The 16,061-nt window shown below is 72.8% G+C and carries 14 protein-coding genes; 7 read left to right on the top strand and 7 right to left on the bottom strand.

Annotation, left to right across the window (positions count from 1 at the left end; all coding sequences use genetic code 11):
• The first annotated feature begins 8 nt into the window (after nucleotides 1-8).
• Nucleotides 9-236, top strand: a complete 228-nt coding sequence (locus E1289_RS05420) for a hypothetical protein (RefSeq protein WP_207928801.1) — start codon at nucleotides 9-11, stop codon at nucleotides 234-236.
• Between the two features lie 9 nt (nucleotides 237-245).
• Here E1289_RS05420 and E1289_RS05415 read toward each other — a convergent pair whose 3' ends face one another.
• Both E1289_RS05415 and E1289_RS05410 read right to left on the bottom strand, forming a co-directional pair.
• Nucleotides 246-908 carry a response regulator transcription factor gene (locus E1289_RS05415; RefSeq protein WP_131975909.1) on the bottom strand — a complete coding sequence of 221 codons (663 nt, stop codon included), beginning with the start codon at nucleotides 906-908 and terminating at the stop codon, nucleotides 246-248.
• Nucleotides 905-2,017, bottom strand: a complete 1,113-nt coding sequence (locus E1289_RS05410) for a histidine kinase (RefSeq protein ID WP_131975907.1) — start codon at nucleotides 2,015-2,017, stop codon at nucleotides 905-907. The genes E1289_RS05415 and E1289_RS05410 overlap by 4 nt, the downstream gene beginning before the upstream one ends.
• Nucleotides 2,018-2,144: 127 nt before the next feature.
• On the opposite strand from E1289_RS05410, the gene E1289_RS05405 reads away from it, so the two are divergent.
• Entirely contained in the window at nucleotides 2,145-3,062 is a 918-nt protein-coding gene (locus E1289_RS05405; protein ID WP_131975905.1) for an ABC transporter ATP-binding protein, read from the top strand.
• The gene (locus tag E1289_RS05400; RefSeq protein WP_131975903.1) at nucleotides 3,059-3,844 is read left to right on the top strand and encodes an ABC transporter permease; all 786 of its coding nucleotides are present in this window, start codon (nucleotides 3,059-3,061) and stop codon (nucleotides 3,842-3,844) included. The genes E1289_RS05405 and E1289_RS05400 overlap by 4 nt, the downstream gene beginning before the upstream one ends.
• A 77-nt stretch (nucleotides 3,845-3,921) precedes the next feature.
• On the opposite strand, the gene E1289_RS05395 is transcribed toward E1289_RS05400, so the two are convergent.
• On the bottom strand, nucleotides 3,922-5,613 hold the full coding sequence (locus tag E1289_RS05395; protein ID WP_243712624.1) for a class I SAM-dependent methyltransferase: 1,692 nt from the start codon (nucleotides 5,611-5,613) through the stop codon (nucleotides 3,922-3,924).
• Between the two features lie 166 nt (nucleotides 5,614-5,779).
• Nucleotides 5,780-6,397: a TetR/AcrR family transcriptional regulator gene (locus E1289_RS05390; protein ID WP_131975901.1), complete on the bottom strand. Its 618-nt coding sequence runs from the start codon at nucleotides 6,395-6,397 to the stop codon at nucleotides 5,780-5,782.
• Between the two features lie 89 nt (nucleotides 6,398-6,486).
• Here E1289_RS05390 and E1289_RS05385 point away from each other — a divergent pair, with 89 nt between their 5' ends.
• The gene (locus tag E1289_RS05385) at nucleotides 6,487-7,407 is read left to right on the top strand and encodes an oxygenase MpaB family protein (RefSeq protein ID WP_243712623.1); all 921 of its coding nucleotides are present in this window, start codon (nucleotides 6,487-6,489) and stop codon (nucleotides 7,405-7,407) included.
• A gap of 103 nt (nucleotides 7,408-7,510) precedes the next feature.
• On the top strand, nucleotides 7,511-9,058 hold the full coding sequence (locus E1289_RS05380) for an AMP-binding protein (protein ID WP_131975899.1): 1,548 nt from the start codon (nucleotides 7,511-7,513) through the stop codon (nucleotides 9,056-9,058).
• Nucleotides 9,059-9,121: 63 nt separating this feature from the next.
• Here the strand turns inward: E1289_RS05380 and E1289_RS05375 are convergent, their stop codons facing one another.
• The 3 genes from E1289_RS05375 to E1289_RS05365 form a co-directional block, all read right to left on the bottom strand.
• The gene (locus E1289_RS05375) at nucleotides 9,122-9,736 is read right to left on the bottom strand and encodes a hypothetical protein (RefSeq protein WP_131975897.1); all 615 of its coding nucleotides are present in this window, start codon (nucleotides 9,734-9,736) and stop codon (nucleotides 9,122-9,124) included.
• 115 nt (nucleotides 9,737-9,851) lie between these two features.
• Entirely contained in the window at nucleotides 9,852-10,997 is a 1,146-nt protein-coding gene (locus E1289_RS05370; RefSeq protein ID WP_131975895.1) for an NDMA-dependent alcohol dehydrogenase, read from the bottom strand.
• Nucleotides 10,998-11,214: 217 nt separating this feature from the next.
• On the bottom strand, nucleotides 11,215-11,478 hold the full coding sequence (locus tag E1289_RS05365) for a hypothetical protein (protein WP_131975893.1): 264 nt from the start codon (nucleotides 11,476-11,478) through the stop codon (nucleotides 11,215-11,217).
• A gap of 210 nt (nucleotides 11,479-11,688) precedes the next feature.
• On the opposite strand from E1289_RS05365, the gene E1289_RS05360 reads away from it, so the two are divergent.
• Nucleotides 11,689-13,746 (top strand): serine/threonine-protein kinase, encoded by a 2,058-nt coding sequence (locus tag E1289_RS05360; protein WP_165970351.1) that lies wholly within the window; start codon nucleotides 11,689-11,691, stop codon nucleotides 13,744-13,746.
• A 12-nt stretch (nucleotides 13,747-13,758) separates the two neighbouring features.
• Entirely contained in the window at nucleotides 13,759-15,918 is a 2,160-nt protein-coding gene (locus E1289_RS40040) for a PQQ-binding-like beta-propeller repeat protein (protein WP_131975889.1), read from the top strand.
• Nucleotides 15,919-16,061: the final 143 nt, after the last annotated feature.

Below are 16,061 nucleotides of genomic sequence, written 5' to 3'. Positions count from 1 at the left end.
GGGCGTTGATGAAACCCACAGGAGCCGCCAGGCGGCGACATCTGCCCACCAGTCCCTTCAAACCCCCGCCCGCCGCGCCACCGGCCAAGGAGTTCGCGCCTCAGGACCGGGTCACGCACGACAAGTACGGGCTCGGACGCGTGCTCGAGGTCGAGGAGGGCCAAGCCGTCCTGGTCGACTTCGGGACGGGGAAGGTCCGGATTCCCGCGCCTTACAGCAAGCTTCTGAAGCTCTAGAGGTCCGGCTCAGCGGCCCGGCGGAGTATCCAGCAGGCCGTGGTGCAGGGCCTTCAGCACGGCCCTGGTCCGGTCTCGCACGCCCAGCTTCGCCAGGACGCTGGAGACGTGGTTCTTCACCGTGCCCTCCGCCAGGTGGAGGGCGTCGGCTATCTCGCGGTTGGCGTACCCGGCGGCCAGCAGGCGCAGCACGTCCCGTTCCCGGTCGGTGAGCGGCTGGGGCGGGAGGTCGCGGGGGTCGTCCGGGTCCGGCATGCGCCGCATGGCCTGGAGCAGCCGTTCGGTCAGGCCCGGCTGGACCAGCGTGCCGCCTTCCGCGAGCGTGCGTATCGCGGTGACGACCTGGTCGAGGGTGACGTCCTTGAGGAGGTAACCGGACGCTCCGGCGCGCAGGGCCCGTAGCACCAGCTCGTCATCGTCGAACGTGGTCAGGACGAGGGTCGGGACGCCGAGACCGCGCTCCCGCATCGCGGTGAGCGTGGCGATGCCGTCCCGGCCGGGCATGCGGAGGTCCAGGAGGAGGACGTCCGGGGGGTCGGACTCCAGGACGGCCAGTGCCTCGTCGCCGTCCGCGGCCTCGGCGGTGACGGTCACCTCGGCGGACAGCTCCAGCAGGTGCCGGATCCCCTGGCGCACCAGCGTCTGGTCGTCGGTGACGCATACGCGGATCACGGCGCCGGCACCCTGGCGCTGACCGTGAAGCCCGACCGGGTGTCGAACGACACCTCGCCGTCGAGCTGGGCGATGCGCTCGCGGACGCCGGTCAGGCCGTTGCCGAGGCGCAGCACGGACGCGCCGCGGCCGTCATCGCGTGCGGTGAGGACGATCTCGCCGCTCCCGTTCGGTCCGATGTCGATCCACAGGTTCTCGGCCTCGGAGTGGCGGACGGCGTTGGTGACGACCTCCTGGACGCAGCGGATCAGCACCGCGGTGTAAGCCTCGCCGGGCTCGACCCCGCCGGCGACGCTCAGGTGGACGCGCGGGTGCGGCAGGTCCGCGACGATCTCCGCGAGCGCGCGGTGCAGGGGCGGGGTGCGGGCGCGCAGTTCCCCCACGGCGGTGCGCACGTCGCCGAGGAGGTCCCTGGCCAGCCCGCGGGCGCGTGCCACGTGCTCGGCGGCGGGCGGCGCGCTGTGGTGCGCGGCCACCTCCAGTTCGAGGACGAGCGCCGTGAGCTGGTGGCCGAGGAGGTCGTGCAGTTCGCGGGAGATGCGCAGCCGCTCGGCGGACCGGCTCGACTCCGCCAGCAGCGCGGTGGCGGCGCGGAGCTCGGTGTTGGCCACGGCGAGACGTCGCCGGGCCGTGGCCTCGCGCTGCTCGCTGCGCACCGCCCACACCGTGCAGACCTGGAGCATCGTGTAGAGGGCCGCGGTGAGCGACACGTCCATGACGCCGCCGTCGCGCAGCAGCGGCGCCGCGCCGGCCACGGCGCTGTTGAACCCGAGCAGCGCGATCGTGTTGCGCAGCGTCGTCCGGTGGGCCGTGACCGCGGTGACGAACACCAGCAGGATCGCGAGCCAGGCGGCCTGCGCGCCCAGCAGGACCGTCGCGGCGCCCGCCGCGGCGAGGGCGAGCAGGAGCGCCCACCGGCCGGTGCGGCGCGGCGCGTCGTCCAGGAGCGCCGACGTGAACAGCGCGAGGAACCCGAGGTAGCAGCCCCACCACAGCCAGGCCGGTCCGATCGTGACGTCTCCCGCGGAGAACGCCACCGGCGCCCCGACCAGCAGGCACACCGCCAGGACGCTCACCGCGCCCCAGACCGCGAGATGGGACTTGGCCATGCTCGAAGGTTACGGGCCTCGCGCCGGGGCGGACCGTGCCGGAAGTCATGGGTGCGGTCCATGACCTCCGGCACGCGCGTGCGGGCGCGGCGGCCGCCTAGCGTTTGCGGCCGGAAGGGGCGTGACGATGGCTGTTGTCGAGGTCGAGGGGCTGTGCAAGCGGTACGGCGAGACGGTCGCCGTGGACGACGTGTCCTTCACGGTCGAGCATGGGGAGATCTTCGGGATCGTCGGTCCCAACGGCGCCGGCAAGACGACCCTGGTCGAGTGCGTCGAGGGGGTGCGGCGGCCCGACCGGGGCCGGATCAGCGTGCTGGGCCTGGACCCGCTGCGGGACCGTGCGCGGCTCAGGCAGGTGATGGGGGCGCAGCTGCAGGGCGGCGGGCTCCCCGAGAAGCTGCGGGTCGGCGAGGCCGTCACGCTGTACCGGTCGTTCTACGCCGACGGCGCCGACCCCTGGCGCCTGCTGGACGAGCTGGGGCTGGCCGGCAAGCGCGACACGGCGTTCGAGGACCTCTCCGGAGGCCAGGCGCAGCGGCTGTCGATCGCGCTCGCGCTGGTCGGCAGGCCCCGGATCGCGGTGCTGGACGAGCTGACCACCGGCCTCGACCCGCGGGCGCGCCGGGACACCTGGGAGCTGATCGAGCAGATCCGCGACACCGGCGTGACGGTGCTGCTCGTCACGCACTTCATGCCCGAGGCGGAGCGCCTGTGCGACCGCGTCGCGGTCATCGACCGGGGGCGGCTCGCCGCGCTGGACACCCCGGGCGGCCTGATCGCGCGGGCGGGCGCGCCGCAGCGCGTCCGGTTCCGGGCGGCGGGCCCGTTCGACGCCGCGCTGCTGGACGGGCTCGACGGGGTCGGCGAGGTGCGCACCGAACGCGGCGAGACGGTGGTCACCGGGACGGGCGACCTGCTGCGGACGGTGAGTTCGGCGCTGGCGCGGCACGGCGTCCCCGCCACCGAGACCCGCCTGGAGACCGCCACCCTCGAAGACGCGTTTCTCGCGCTGACCGGGCGGGCGCCGGAGGAGGAGACCGCATGACGGACCATCGACCGCCCCACCGGACGACCCACCGGCCGCCCGCGCGGGCGTGGGCGATGCTGACCTGGACCGAGGCCAAGCTGGTCGCCCGGGACACCGCCGGGCTGGTCATCCCGCTCGGCCTGCCGATGCTGATCATGGTGATGTACGGGCTCGGCTCCGACGGCGCGGGGACGGAGCGCTTCCGCGGGCTGCCCGCCCTGGACGCCTTCGTCGTCCCGATGGCGATGGTGATGGTGGTGGCGCTCATCGGCCTGGTGAACATGCCGGCCGTCCTCGCCACGTACCGCAGGACGGGCGTGCTGCGGCGGCTGGCGGTGACGCCGGCCCACCCGCTGATGGTCCTGGCCGCCCAGGTGCTGGCGAGCCTCGCCCAGGTCCTGGCCGGCGTGGTGGGCGCCCTCCTGGTGGCGCGGCTGGCGTTCGACGTGTCGATGCCGCGCGGCGCGTTCCCCGCGGTCGGCGTGTTCTGCCTGGTGACGGCCGCGATGTACGCGCTCGGGATGCTGGTCGCGGCGATCGCGCCGTCCGCGAACGCGGCCGTCGCCATCGGTCTCGTGGGGTTCTTCCTGACGATGGCCGTCGGCGGCGGTTTCGGGCCGCGCGACAACCTGCCGGACCCGGTGGCGACGTTCGGCGAGTACCTGCCGTACGGGGCGGGCGTGGAGGCGTTGAGCGACGCCTGGACGGGCGTGTCACCGGACCTGGCGCATCTCGGCGCGCTCGCCGCGACGGCGGTGCTGGCCGGCGCGGTCGCGGCGAAGGTGTTCCGCTGGGACTGACCCCGGGACGCCGGCGGGGCCGGGAGAGGACCGCCCTCTCCCGGCCCGCCGGTGTCGCGCCCGGTCCCGTCGCCGCGTCAGGCCCTACAGCGGAAGATGCCCCACTTGAGGTTGCCGGACTCGCCGCCGCGGACCCAGTTGCCCAGGCCCGCCTTCATGCGCTCCAGGTACTCGGCGCTGATCTGCCCGGAGAACTCCGCCTCCCGTGCCTCGGTCTCCTGGAGGACCCGCCCGTAGTGCGTGGTGAGGTGCGGGGTGAGGTCCTCGAAGGCCGGCGTCAGGCCGAGCCGGGCGATCTCGCGGAGGTAGAAGCCGGGAGACCCCATGGTGTCGAGGTGCAGGCGGTCGAGGATGGGCCGCAGGACATCGCGGGTGCAGTCGTCGGCCGCCATGGGGTCGGTGAAGACGAGCTGACCGCCCGGCTTGAGGACCCGGGCGATCTCCTCCAGTGCCCGGATGCGGTCGCCGCCGTGCAGCAGCGCGTCCTGTGACCACACGACGTGGAACGAGTTGTCGTTGAACGGGAGGGACTCGAAGGACCCGTCGACCACGTCGATGAGGTCGGCGAGGCCCTGCTCCTCGTTCATCGCCCGGTTGCGCTCGTTCTCCACCTCGCTGAGGTTGAGGCAGGTGACGCGGCAGCCGTAGGTGCGGGCGAGATACCTTGCGGAGCCGCCGTATCCCGCGCCGAGGTCGATGACGTGCGAGTACGGCGTCAGGTCCAGGCCGGAGGCCATCCGCTCGACCGTCCGGGCGCTGGCCGCGTCGATCGTGTCGCCGTCCTCGTAGATGCCGACGTGGATGTGCTGCCCGCCCCAGACGGAGTGGTAGAAGGCGTCGGCGTCGCTGGAGTTGTAGTAGTCGCGGGCGGTGTTGACCGCGGTGGAGTAGCCGGTGTTCACATCGTCTTCCAGGTACTTTTTCTCCGCCACGTGGATGAAGAAGTCCGGGTCGTCGTCATCGTAGGTCGACTGGAAGTCCCCATACGTGTCGATCCGCTGGAACCCGACCTCGCGCATGAGCCGCCGCATGTAGTTCTTGCGCAGCGGATACATGTTGAGGCAGTACTCGCTGTCGTCGGGGAACCGGTACCGGAACCGCGCGAGTCCTTCGTCGACGTACTCGGGCTCGGCCGTGACCTCCTCGCCGCAGTAGTAGTAGGAGTGCTTGCTGGAGAAGCCGTTGTCCAGGATCGAGTCGTAGTTGCGCTGGTCGATGATGAGCACGCCGTCGTGCTTGAGCATGGCGTAGAACTCCGCCAGGGCCTTACGCCGGTCGCGTTCCGAGAACAGATGGGTGAACGAGTTGCCCAGGCAGATGATGGCGTCGAACTCGCCGTGGACGTCGCGGTTCAGGAAACGCCAGTCGGCGTGGACCACGCGCAGGATGTGGCCGCCGAACGTGAAGCCGTTCTCGAACGCCTTGCGCAGCATCTGGGGGCTGCCGTCGACGCTGACGGTCTCGAAGCCCTCCTGCAGCAGCCGGACGGAGTGGAAGCCCGTCCCGGTGGCGACGTCGAGCACCTTCCGGACGCCGCGTTCCCTGAGCTGGTCGATGAAGAAGCTGCCTTCGCTCTCGTAGCGCCTCTTCCAGTCGATGAGTTCGTCCCACTTCTCGACGAAGCCTTGGACGTACTCCTCCGTGTAATGGTCGGTGTCGCGAACCTCGGTCGGATTGTCCCCGAACTCTTGGCGCTGAATCGGTCTGCCTCCTGTTGGACGAGCTTCCCGGTGACCGTTCGCGGCTCCGGAGAGACGCACCGTGGTCACCGATGGTCGGTCATATCACCACATTGGGTGATGAACTGGGGCGGACAGGACGGACAGGGCGAACGTTAGCCCTGCGCACGGCCGGGGATAAGGGGTGGGCACGGTAGATCTTGCTAACAGGTGATGTGATCGTCACCACAGTCCGCTTGCGCGGCCGGCCCCCGGCTCAGCCGCGGATGTAGCCGATGACGAGTTCGGCGAGCTCGTCCACCATCCGGTCGTGCGGGATGGCCGGCCGGTCCAGCACGTACTTGATCGACAGCAGCCCGGCGGTCTCGGCGAGGATCCACACCGTCGCCTCGACGTCGAGGTCGTCCCGGAACTCGGCCCGGTTGACCAGCAGGTAGACCCGGACGAGATCGGTCAGCCGGCGCTGGAGCGCGGCGAGCTTGTCGAACGGCCCGAGCCGCGGGATCTGCTCCACGATGATGCGCAGCAGGTCGGCGTTCTCCTCGAACAGCCGGATCTGAACGTCGAGCAGCGCGCGCCCCGCCTCCTGCCACGGCAGCCGCATGGTGGCCTCGATCTCGGCGCCGAGGCGGTCGGCGAGCCGGTCGGCGAAGCGGTCCAGCACCGCGATGACGATCGCGTCCTTGTTGGGGAAGTACTGGTACAGCGACCCGTTGCTGATACCGGCGGCCTTGGCGATCCGGTTGGTCGACGCGCCGTCGTAGCCGCGCTCGGACAGAACGCGAGTGGCGGCCTCCAGGATGCGCTCCACGGTCTGCCGGGAGCGGTCCTGGCGCGGGATTCTCCGGGGTGAAAGCCCAGGTGAGCGGCTCATCGGCGGATCACCTCCGAACGCGACTTGTAAGCGACTCCTTATTCGCGTTTACCTTACAGGGAGAGCCGTGTCGTCAGGAGGTCGCGCACATGACGGTGACCGATGGAATGCCCGAGAGCCCCGCAGCCGGGCAGGAGCGGGAGAGCCCCCCGGAGCCCGTCCCGTTCGGGCCGGGTTCGCTGCTGTGGGACACGATGGGGCTGTACACGTCGGCGATCGCGGGGAACGGCGTGTTCATCCTGCAGGTCATGCACCCCGCGATCGGCACGGTCGTCGACCGGCTGTCCAGCTTCCGCACCGACCCGCTCGGCCGGGCCGCCCGCAGCTTCGCGTCCGTGCAGACCTGGGTGTACGGCGGGCGGACCGCGATCGAGGAGGGCAGGCGGCTGCGCGAGATGCACAAGCCGCTCAGCGCGGTCGACGAGGACGGGAACCGCCACCACGCGCTGTCGGCCGAGCCGTGGGCGTGGGTCCACCTCACCGGCTTCTACGCCGCCGTCACCGCGTCGAAGTACTTCGCGCCCGCGCCGCTGACGCCCGAGGAGGAACAGCGGGTCTTCGACGAGTTCCTGAACCTCGGCCGGATCCTGCGGGTGCCCGAGCGGATGCTGCCCAAGACCATCCCCGACTACTGGGACTACTTCGACGACATGGTCGCGAACACCCTCGTCCCCCACAAGGTGGCGCACGAGGTCCTCGACCAGATGGGCCGGGTGCCGCCCAACGTGCCGGGACCGCTGCGGCCGGCGGTCGCCCCGCTCAGCACGGCCGGCGGGCGGCTCGGCCGGCTGATCACGGTCGGCACCCTCCCGGCGGAGGCGCGCCGGAAGCTCGGGGTGTCGTGGACCGCGTCGGACGAGCGGCGGCTGAAGGTGGCCGGGCAGCTCATCGGGCGGAGCACGCCGCTGCTGCCCGAGCGCGTCCGCTACATGCCGATCGCCTACCGCGCCCGGCAGGCGGCCCGCGCCCAGGAACGGCTGGAGCGCACCCTGGCGGAGCGCCCCATGTGACAGCGGAGCGCCCCATGTGACACCCGAGTGACGGGGACCGCGGCCGCCGCCGGGCGGCCGCCCGAACCGGCCGCCGGAGCGGCCGCCAAGGAGGTCGATCACCGTGACCGCACCGCCCGGGGACCCGCTGTCGCTGCTGGCCGCCGCCGAACCCGCGCGGACCGCGGTCATCGAGGACGGCCGGCACCTGACCTACGCCGAGTTCAACGCGCTGGTGAACCGGTACGCCAACCTGCTGGTGGACCACGACGTCCGGGCGGGCACCAAGGTCGTCTGGTGCGGCCGCAACGGCACCGAGGTCGTCGCCCTGATCGCGGCCCTCCGCAAGTGCGGTGCGGTCGGCGTCCCGCTCAACTACCGGCTGACCCCGGAAGAGGCGTCCTACGTCATCGAGAACGCCGACGCCGCCCTGGTGGTGTTCGATGCCGAGCAGGCGCCCCAGCTGGAACCGGCGTCCTGGCAGGCCCAGGGCGTCCGCAGATGGCTCGCCTTCCGTGGGAACGCGCCGGACTGGGCGTCCTCCCTCGATGCGCTGGCCGCGAAGAGCCCGGTGACCGAGCCCGTCCCCCGCGGCGCCGACCCCGCGGCCGGCAGCTCGATGTTCTACACGTCGGGGACCACGGGCAAGCCGAAGGGCGTGGTGCGAGGCGAGATCGACCAGGCGATCGTGCTCGGGCTCGTCGGGGAGATCGGCTTCCAGCCCGGCGACGTCTACCTCACGACCGGCCCGCTCTACCACTCCGGCCCGCTGAGCTTCATGCTGATCGTCCAGCTCATGGGCGGAACCGTGGTCGTCCTGCGCGACTTCGACCCCGAACGCTGGCTGGACCTCGTCGAACGCCACCGGGTGACCACCACGTTCTCCGCCCCGACACCGATCCGCCGGGTGCTGGACCTGCCGGACGAGGTGATCGAACGCCGGGACCTGTCCTCGCTGCGGCGCATGATCGCCAACGCGGCGCCGTGGCCGTTCGAGCTGAAGCGCCGCTACGTCGACAGGATCGGCGAGGGGTCGCTGTTCGAGGTGTACGGCTCCACCGAACTCGGCGTGGACACCGTGCTGCGGCCCGAGGACCAGCTCCGCAAGCCCGGCAGTTGCGGCCGGGCGGCCCCCGGCGTCGAGATCGCGCTGTTCGACGCGGAGGGCCGGCCCGTCGAGGAGCCGCACGTGCCCGGCGACCTGTACGTGCGCGGCGCCGCCGTCTTCCGCGACTACTACAAGGCCGAGGGCAAGTACCGCGACGCCAGCCGCGGCGAGTGGCTGACGGTCGGCGACATCGCCTACCGCGACGAGGAGGGCTTCTACTACATCTGCGACCGCCGCACCGACATGATCATCTCGGGCGGGGTGAACGTCTATCCGGCCGAGATCGAGGCGGTGCTGACCGCGCACCCGGCGGTGGCGGACGCGGCCGTGTTCGGCGTCCCGTCCGAGGAGTGGGGCGAGGCCGTGCACGCCGCGGTCGTGCTGCGCGACGACGCCGTCACCGACGAGGAGCTGCGCGACTTCTGCCGGGAGCACCTCGCCGCGTACAAGACGCCGCGGGGCTTCGACCGCATCGCGGAGATCCCCCGCAACCCCTCGGGCAAGACGCTGAAACGCCGCCTCCGCGACCCCTACTGGGCGAACCGGGACACCCGGATCGGCTGATCTCCCGGCCGGTGCCCACACGGACCGGTGCCCACACGGACCGCTGCTAACGCGGACCGGTGCTCACACGGAGAGGAGCCCGCTCGCCGAGAGGAGGCGCGTCCAGCGGTCCCTGTGCCGCCCCTTCCGGTCGGTCGCGGTGACGGCGTGCGCGCCGAGCACGCCTTCGACCAGCCGCGGGTAGCGCTCGCCGAGGACGTAGTGGTTGAAGAACGTGACGACGTCGTCCGCGAAGTCCTCGCTGTCGATCTCCTCCACGTCGACGTGCTTGTACATGAAGACGTAGTCGTCCGGGTCGACGTAGTAGACGCTTCCGTCGTTCAGGTCCAGCCGGATGGGGGCGCCGCCGTCGATGTCCTCAAGGGAGGCGGCCGGAATCCCTTTGATCTCCCAGCCGATGACGAGGGGATCGCCCAGCGGGCAGTTCTCGATCCACCGCCGCTTCGCCCAGGCTTCCGGGTTCTGGATCTCCTCGGGCTGCCGGAAGCGGAAATAGTCGCCGGCCAGGTGGGAGAACAACCGGAACACGTCTGTCACCCCGGCGGGCAGCTCCGGGACGTCCGACAGCTCCCGGGGCCGCTCGATGGTCGCCCCGAAGCCGTGCTCGGCCTCCGTCCGCCGCAACAACTCCAGCTTGGCCTCGATCTCGGCCAGCCCCGCGCGCATGTCGTCGTTCATCAGGCCCCCGGATCAACGTCGGTGTCGCCGGAGATGATGCCCGGACGGTCTGACGTTCCGCCCTCGCCCGCACCGCGGCGGGCGCCGGCCGGAACCCGGCCGGCGCCCGGACGGGTCAGTACTTGATCATGCCGCGGATGTTCTTGCCGTCGCGCATGTCCTGGTAGCCCTGGTTGACCTCGTCGAGGGTGTAGGTCTTGGTGACCAGCTCGTCCAGCTTGAGCTTGCCCTCGTCGTAGAGGCGCAGCAGGCGCGGGATGTCGCGGCGCGGGTTGGCGTTGCCGAAGATGCAGCCGACCAGCTCCTTGCGCTGCATCGCCAGGTCGAACAGGTTCAGCTTGACGTCTTCCTGGGCGATCGGCGCGACCGCGACGACGACGCCCCGGCCGCCCTTGGCGACCAGGCCCATCATCGGGCCGACGAGGTCGCCGGTGGCGACGCCGGTGGTGAGGATGGCCTTGTCGGCGTTGGCGCCCCAGGTGAGCTCGCCGACCTGGGCCGTGGCCTCCTCGATGGACGCGGCGGTGTGCGTGGCGCCGAAGACACCGGCCTTCTCCCGCTTCCAGTCGACCGGGTCGACGGCGATGACGTGCCGGGCGCCCGCCATGGCCGCGCCCTGCACCGCGTTCATGCCGATGCCGCCGAGGCCGATGACCACCACCGTCTCGCCCGCCTGCACGTCGGCGGCGTTGACGGCCGCGCCCCAGCCGGTGGTCACGCCGCAGCCGACCAGCGCGGCCTTGTCGAGCGGGATCCAGTCGTCGATCTTGACGGCGGACGCCTCGTTGACCACGCTGTACGGCGAGAAGGTCCCGGTGCAGCACATGATGCCGAGGTCCTTGCCGCTCTTGGAGCGGTGCCGGCTCGTCATGTCGCCGATCTGCCGTCCGGCCAGCAGGACGGCGCCCATGTCGCAGATGTGCTGGCGGCCCCTGGCGCACGAGGGGCAGCGGCCGCAGGCCGGGATGAACGACAGGACGACGTGGTCGCCCTCCTGCAGGCTGGTGACGCCGGGACCGACCGCGACGACCTCGCCGGCGCCCTCGTGCCCGCCGATGACCGGGAACTGCTCGAGTTGCAGCAGCGCAGCGATCTCGGGGTCGAGCACCATGTCCCCGGTGACGAGGTGCTCGTCGGAGTGACACAGCCCGGACGCCGCGAACTTGACCTTGACCTCGCCCGCCTTGGGATCGTCGAGCTCGATGTCTTCGATGCTCCAGTCGGTGTGCGGTTCCCACAGGACCGCCGCTCGAGTCTGCACTGATGCCTCCTGATGGACGTACTGGAGCCAGTTGTGCTCTCTTGAATACTAGAACTTGATTCGGAACTCCAGGGTTCGGCGGATGTCGATCCGTCCCTGACCGCATTCGGTTTCCCCTGGTCGGACGCTCCGCCGGGCCGTCCACGGGCGCGAGGCGCCGCCCTGACCGGCTGAACGCCGTGCCGTCCCGCCTGAACGGGAGGCGGGCCGCGCGGTCCTACCGGCCTTCGGCCGCGGCCGCGGCGGCGCGGCGTTCGGCGGCGGCCGCGGCGGCGCGGCGTTCGGCGCCGGTCTCCTCGTAGTAGCCGATGTCGTCACCGGCGATGCGCCCCACGAAGGTCTCGTTGGGCGTGGTCCCGGTGGTGCTGTGCTGGTCGGGATGGGAGGGGTTGGACTCCCCGCCCACGGCTCGCGTCCACGCCACCGCCTTGTCGAGCGGTACGTCGGACTCCGGGCCGTTGCGGTGGACGAAGGTTCCCATGGCCGTCCTCACGATCGCTTCGCCCCCGGCCTACCCCCGCCTGCGCGGACCATGCGTCCGGGACGCGGTGCCGGGACGCGGTGCCGGGACGCAGGTCGCCGCCGTGGCGGCGGCCGGAAGTGCCGGCGGTTGGATCAAAATCCCGCGCAAGATCGGAACTCCGTGTTCGATTGGTCCTGGCAGAGGGGTCCGGGACGGGGAGGCGGTGCCATGGAGGCTCTGCGGTCCGGTGATCCCCGGCGCGTCGGCGGCCACCGGCTCCTGGGCAGGCTCGGCGCCGGGGGCATGGGCCTGGTGTACCTGGGGCGCTCGCCCGGGGGGATGCTGGTCGCGGTCAAGGTCGTCCATCCGCACCTGGTCGAGGACCCCGACTTCCGGGCGCGGTTCCGGCGGGAGGTCGGGGCGGCGCGGGCCGTCAGCGGCGCCTTCACCGCGCCCGTCGTGGACGCCGACCCCGAGGCCGCCCTGCCGTGGCTGGCCACCGCCTACCTGCCGGGCGTGCCGTTGGACCAGGCCGTCCCGCTGCCGGTGCCCGCCGTCCTCGCGCTGGGCGCGGGGCTCGCCGAGGCGCTCGTGTCGATCCATCGCGCGGGGGTCGTGCACCGCGACCTCAAGCCGTCCAACGTCATCCTGGGGCCGGACGGCCCACGGGTGATCGACTTCGGCATCGCGCACGCCGCGGACGCCGCCGTTGTGACCCGGGCGGGCTCCACCGTCGGGTCGCCCGGCTTCATCGCCCCCGAGCAGGCCCGGGGTGCGCCGGCCGGGCCCGCCGCCGACGTGTTCTCGCTCGGCGCGGTCCTGGTCTTCGCCGCGACGGGCGCCGGCCCGTACGGGCAGGGGCCGCCGCACGTCCTCATCTACCGGGCCGTCCACGAACGGCCGCGGCTCGACGGCGTCACCGACCCGGCGCTGCGGGCCGTCGCCGAGGCGTGCCTGGACCCGGACCCGGGCCGCCGCCCGAGCCCCGACGAACTGCTGCGGAGGCTCGCCCCCCACGTGCCGGCGAGCACCGGCCTGCACGGCGTCGACTGGCTGCCCGCTCCCCTGGGAGAGCGCATCGCCCAGGCGGGCACCGACATCCCGGAGCCGCCGCCCACCGGGATCGGGGCGGTCGCGGCGCCGGGCCGCCGGCGCTTCCTCGTCGTGGGCGGCGCCGCCGCGGCCGTCGCGCTCGGCACCGGGGGAGTCGCGGCGCTGGTCCGGGTGCTGGGCGGACCGGACGCCGAGCCCGCCGCGCGGACCCCCGCCGCGTCGCCCGCCGCGTCCGCCGCGCCCCCGCCGATGCGGGACGGCAAGGTCCTGTGGAAGCGCCCGTCCGGCGACGAGTACCTCGTCTCCAGCCCCGTGGTGGCCGGAGGGGCGGTCTTCGTCGGCAGCGAGAAGGGGAACCTGCTGGCGTTCGACGCCGAGACCGGCAGGCCGCGGTGGACGTACCGGGCCGCGCGGCGGATCGTCACGGGCCCGGCCGCCGCGTCGGGCCTCGTCTACGCCCTCTCCCAGGACGGCGTCCTGCACGCGGTCGACGCCCGCACGGGCCGGCTGAGATGGCGGCGGACGGTCGGAGGCACCCAGGCGGACCCCATCGTCGCGGACGGCCTCGTCTACTGCGGCGGCGACGCCGTCAACGCGCTCGACGCGGCCGGCGGTTCGGTCCGCTGGCGGGGGAGCGGCGCCGCCCGGACCCCGGCCGCCGCCGGCGGCACCGTCTACGTCCCGGGCGAGAAGAAGCTCGTCGCCTACGACGCGTCCACCGGCCGGGCCCGCTGGAGCTACCGGTCGCCCGGGGGCGTCCAGGACACCGCGGCGGCCGGCGGCCTGGTCTGCTTCGCCGACTTCCAGGGCGAGCGGGTCCACGCGGTCGACGCCCGCACCGGCAGGCGCCGCTGGACGTTCGACATCGGCGAGACCGCCACGTCCCGGCCCGTGATCACGGACCGGCTGGTGTACGCCGCCGACTACGGCGGCAAGGTGTCCGCCCTCGACCCGGCGACCGGGACCATGCGCTGGCAGGTCCAGCTCGAAGGCCAGATCCAGGACAACCCCGTCGTGGCGGGCGGCACGCTGTACGTCCCGAGCGGGATCTACTCCGGCGGCGGCGTGTACGCGCTGGACGCCGCCACCGGCCGCAAGGTGTGGCGGTTCCAGGCCGGCGAGGGCGTCGAGTCGAGCCCGGCCGTCGCCGGCGGGATCGTGTACACCGGCTGCAAGGACGGCTACCTGTACGCCCTCGACGCACGCGGTGGCTCGGGCACCGCGACCGGCTGAGAACGGAGAGCGATGTCCGCGACACGTCCGGGAGATCCGCGGCAGGTCGGGCCCTACCGCGTCGCGGGGCGGCTGGGCGCGGGCGGGATGGGCCAGGTCTTCCTCGGCCGGTCGCCCGCCGGCCGCACGGTCGCCATCAAGGTCATCCACCCGGCCATGGCGGAGGACGGCGACTTCCGGGCACGGTTCCGGCGCGAGATCACCGCGGCCCGCGCCGTCGGCGGTGTGTACACCGCCCCGGTGGTCGACGCCGACCCCGACGCGTCGCCGCCCTGGCTGGCGACGACCTACCTGCGCGGCATGTCCCTCCAGGAGGCCGTCGCGACGCACGGGCCGCTGCCCCCGCCCGCGGTGCGGGCGCTCGGCGCCGGGCTCGCCGAGGCGCTGCGGTCCATCCACGCCGCCGGGATCGTGCACCGCGACCTGAAGCCGTCCAACGTGATGCTCACGCCCGAGGGGCCGCGCGTCATCGACTTCGGCATCGCCCGCCCGAGCGAGGCCACGACGCTCACCCGGACCGGTGCGACCCTCGGCACCCCCGCCTACATGTCCCCCGAGCAGGCGTCCGGCCTCCCGGCCGGCACGCCGACCGACGTCTTCTCGTTCGGCTCGGTCCTGACCTACGCCGCCACCGGTACCGGTCCGTTCGGGGTGGGCGCCCTGCACGAGATGGTGTACCGCGTCATGCACCTGCCGCCCTACCTGGACGCCGTGCCCGACCCCGGCCTGCGCGCCCTGATCGCGGCGTGCATGGAGAAGGACCCGGACCGCCGTCCCGGCACCGACCGGCTGCTGGCGGAGCTGTCCGCCGACCCCGCCGCCGCCCCGCAGGGCACGCGGTGGCTCCCGCCGCACGTCGCGCAGGACGTCGGCCGGCGGGGGGAGGCGACCGTCCCCGGCGGCCCGAGCCGCCGCCGGCTCCTCGCCATCGGCACGGCCGGCGTCGCCTTCACCGCGCTGGCGGCGGGCGGCACCGGCGCCAGCCTCCTCCTGCGCCGCGGCGACGACCCCGTCCGCTGGACGTTCACGCTGCCCGACGAGATGTACGTCAGGGCGCGGCTGGTCGCGCACGGCGGCACCGTGTACGCGTTCGGCTCCGCCAGGCTCACCGGCGCGACGTTCGCGATCGACGCCCGGACCGGGAAGCAGCGGTGGCGCGGGAGCTTCACGGCCGCCCGCGACTCGTCGGCGGCCCTGCTCGACGGCAGGGGCTTCCTCTACGACTCGTCCGGCGACCTGCTGACCGGGTTCGACCTGGCGACGGGCAAGACCCTGTGGACCGAGCGGCTGCGGACATTCGGGCTCGCGCCCGCCCCGGTCGCCGGCGCCGGCGTCGTCTGCCTCACCGGCAGCTCCGGCACCGGCGAGTACGGCCTGTACGGGTACGACGCGGCGACCGGCCGGGCCCGCTGGCGGTACCGCTCGGACGATCTGCTGCAGAGCCGGGCGGTGCTGTCGGGGAACACGTGCTTCTTCGGGACGCGGGAAGGGTTCGTCTACGGGATCGACGTCACCACCGGCAACGCCCGCTGGCAGCGGCGGACGGGCGCGCCCGCCACCACGACGCCCATGGTGGCGGGCGACGTGGTGGCGGTGCTCACCGGGAGCGGCTCCGTCCTCGGCCTCGACGCGGCCACCGGGCGGCAGCGGTGGCGCACCGACCTGGGGGACGGCGCGGCGGCCGACGCCCCCGAAGGGCTGCCGGTCGGCGTCGCCGGCGGCCTCGCCTTCGTCGGCGGCCTGAACGGCACCCTGCACGCCATCGAACCGGCGACCGGACGCGTCCGGTGGAAGCGGCAGGGGGCGGGCGCCTCCGAGCGCGGCGGGCAGCGCGGCTTCTCGATCCCGGCCGTGGGCGGCGGGCTGGCCGTGGTCACCGACAACGAGGGACGGGTCGCCGCCCTGGACGCCGCCACCGGCGAACCCCGCTGGGAACGCGACGTCGACCGGGGCCTCGGCGAACGACCGCTGATCTCCGGCTCCCTGGTGTACTACGGCGCCGTGGGCGGCATGTCAGTCTTCGACCTGGCGACCGGCCGCACCCGCCACCGGTTCGAATTCGAGGACGTCCAGCGCGTGGTGGGTTCTACGCAGCACTACACCGCGGCGGGCGGAACGGTGTACTGCGTCGTGGACAGCGTCGTTGTGCAGGCGATCCGCCTCAGCGCGTAACGCGAATTCCGGATCCCGCGACTACCCCCGCCATTCGAATTCGCGAGTCCATTCCGGCGGGCACGCTGTGCTGGATCTGCGCGACCGTGTCCAGGCGGTCGTCTACGCCTACCGCAACGGACTGGTGATCTGAGTCGCGGGCG

The organism is Actinomadura sp. 6K520 (assembly GCF_004349245.1).
Classification (GTDB): Bacteria; Actinomycetota; Actinomycetes; order Streptosporangiales; family Streptosporangiaceae; genus Spirillospora.
The sequence above is the reverse complement of the archived record's forward strand: the minus strand, read 5'-3'. Positions and strand labels throughout refer to the sequence as shown.

Bases quoted from the DNA above. Each gene is read 5' to 3' on its own strand.
- E1289_RS05400 (WP_131975903.1), top strand. From the start codon at position 3,059: ATGACGGACCATCGACCGCCCCACCGGACGACCCACCGGCCGCCCGCG.
- E1289_RS05420 (WP_207928801.1), top strand. From the start codon at position 9: ATGAAACCCACAGGAGCCGCCAGGCGGCGACATCTGCCCACCAGTCCC.
- E1289_RS05410 (WP_131975907.1), bottom strand. From the start codon at position 2,017: ATGGCCAAGTCCCATCTCGCGGTCTGGGGCGCGGTGAGCGTCCTGGCG.
- E1289_RS05405 (WP_131975905.1), top strand. From the start codon at position 2,145: ATGGCTGTTGTCGAGGTCGAGGGGCTGTGCAAGCGGTACGGCGAGACG.
- E1289_RS40040 (WP_131975889.1), top strand. From the start codon at position 13,759: ATGTCCGCGACACGTCCGGGAGATCCGCGGCAGGTCGGGCCCTACCGC.
- E1289_RS05360 (WP_165970351.1), top strand. From the start codon at position 11,689: ATGGAGGCTCTGCGGTCCGGTGATCCCCGGCGCGTCGGCGGCCACCGG.
- E1289_RS05375 (WP_131975897.1), bottom strand. From the start codon at position 9,736: ATGAACGACGACATGCGCGCGGGGCTGGCCGAGATCGAGGCCAAGCTG.
- E1289_RS05385 (WP_243712623.1), top strand. From the start codon at position 6,487: ATGACGGTGACCGATGGAATGCCCGAGAGCCCCGCAGCCGGGCAGGAG.
- E1289_RS05390 (WP_131975901.1), bottom strand. From the start codon at position 6,397: ATGAGCCGCTCACCTGGGCTTTCACCCCGGAGAATCCCGCGCCAGGAC.
- E1289_RS05365 (WP_131975893.1), bottom strand. From the start codon at position 11,478: ATGGGAACCTTCGTCCACCGCAACGGCCCGGAGTCCGACGTACCGCTC.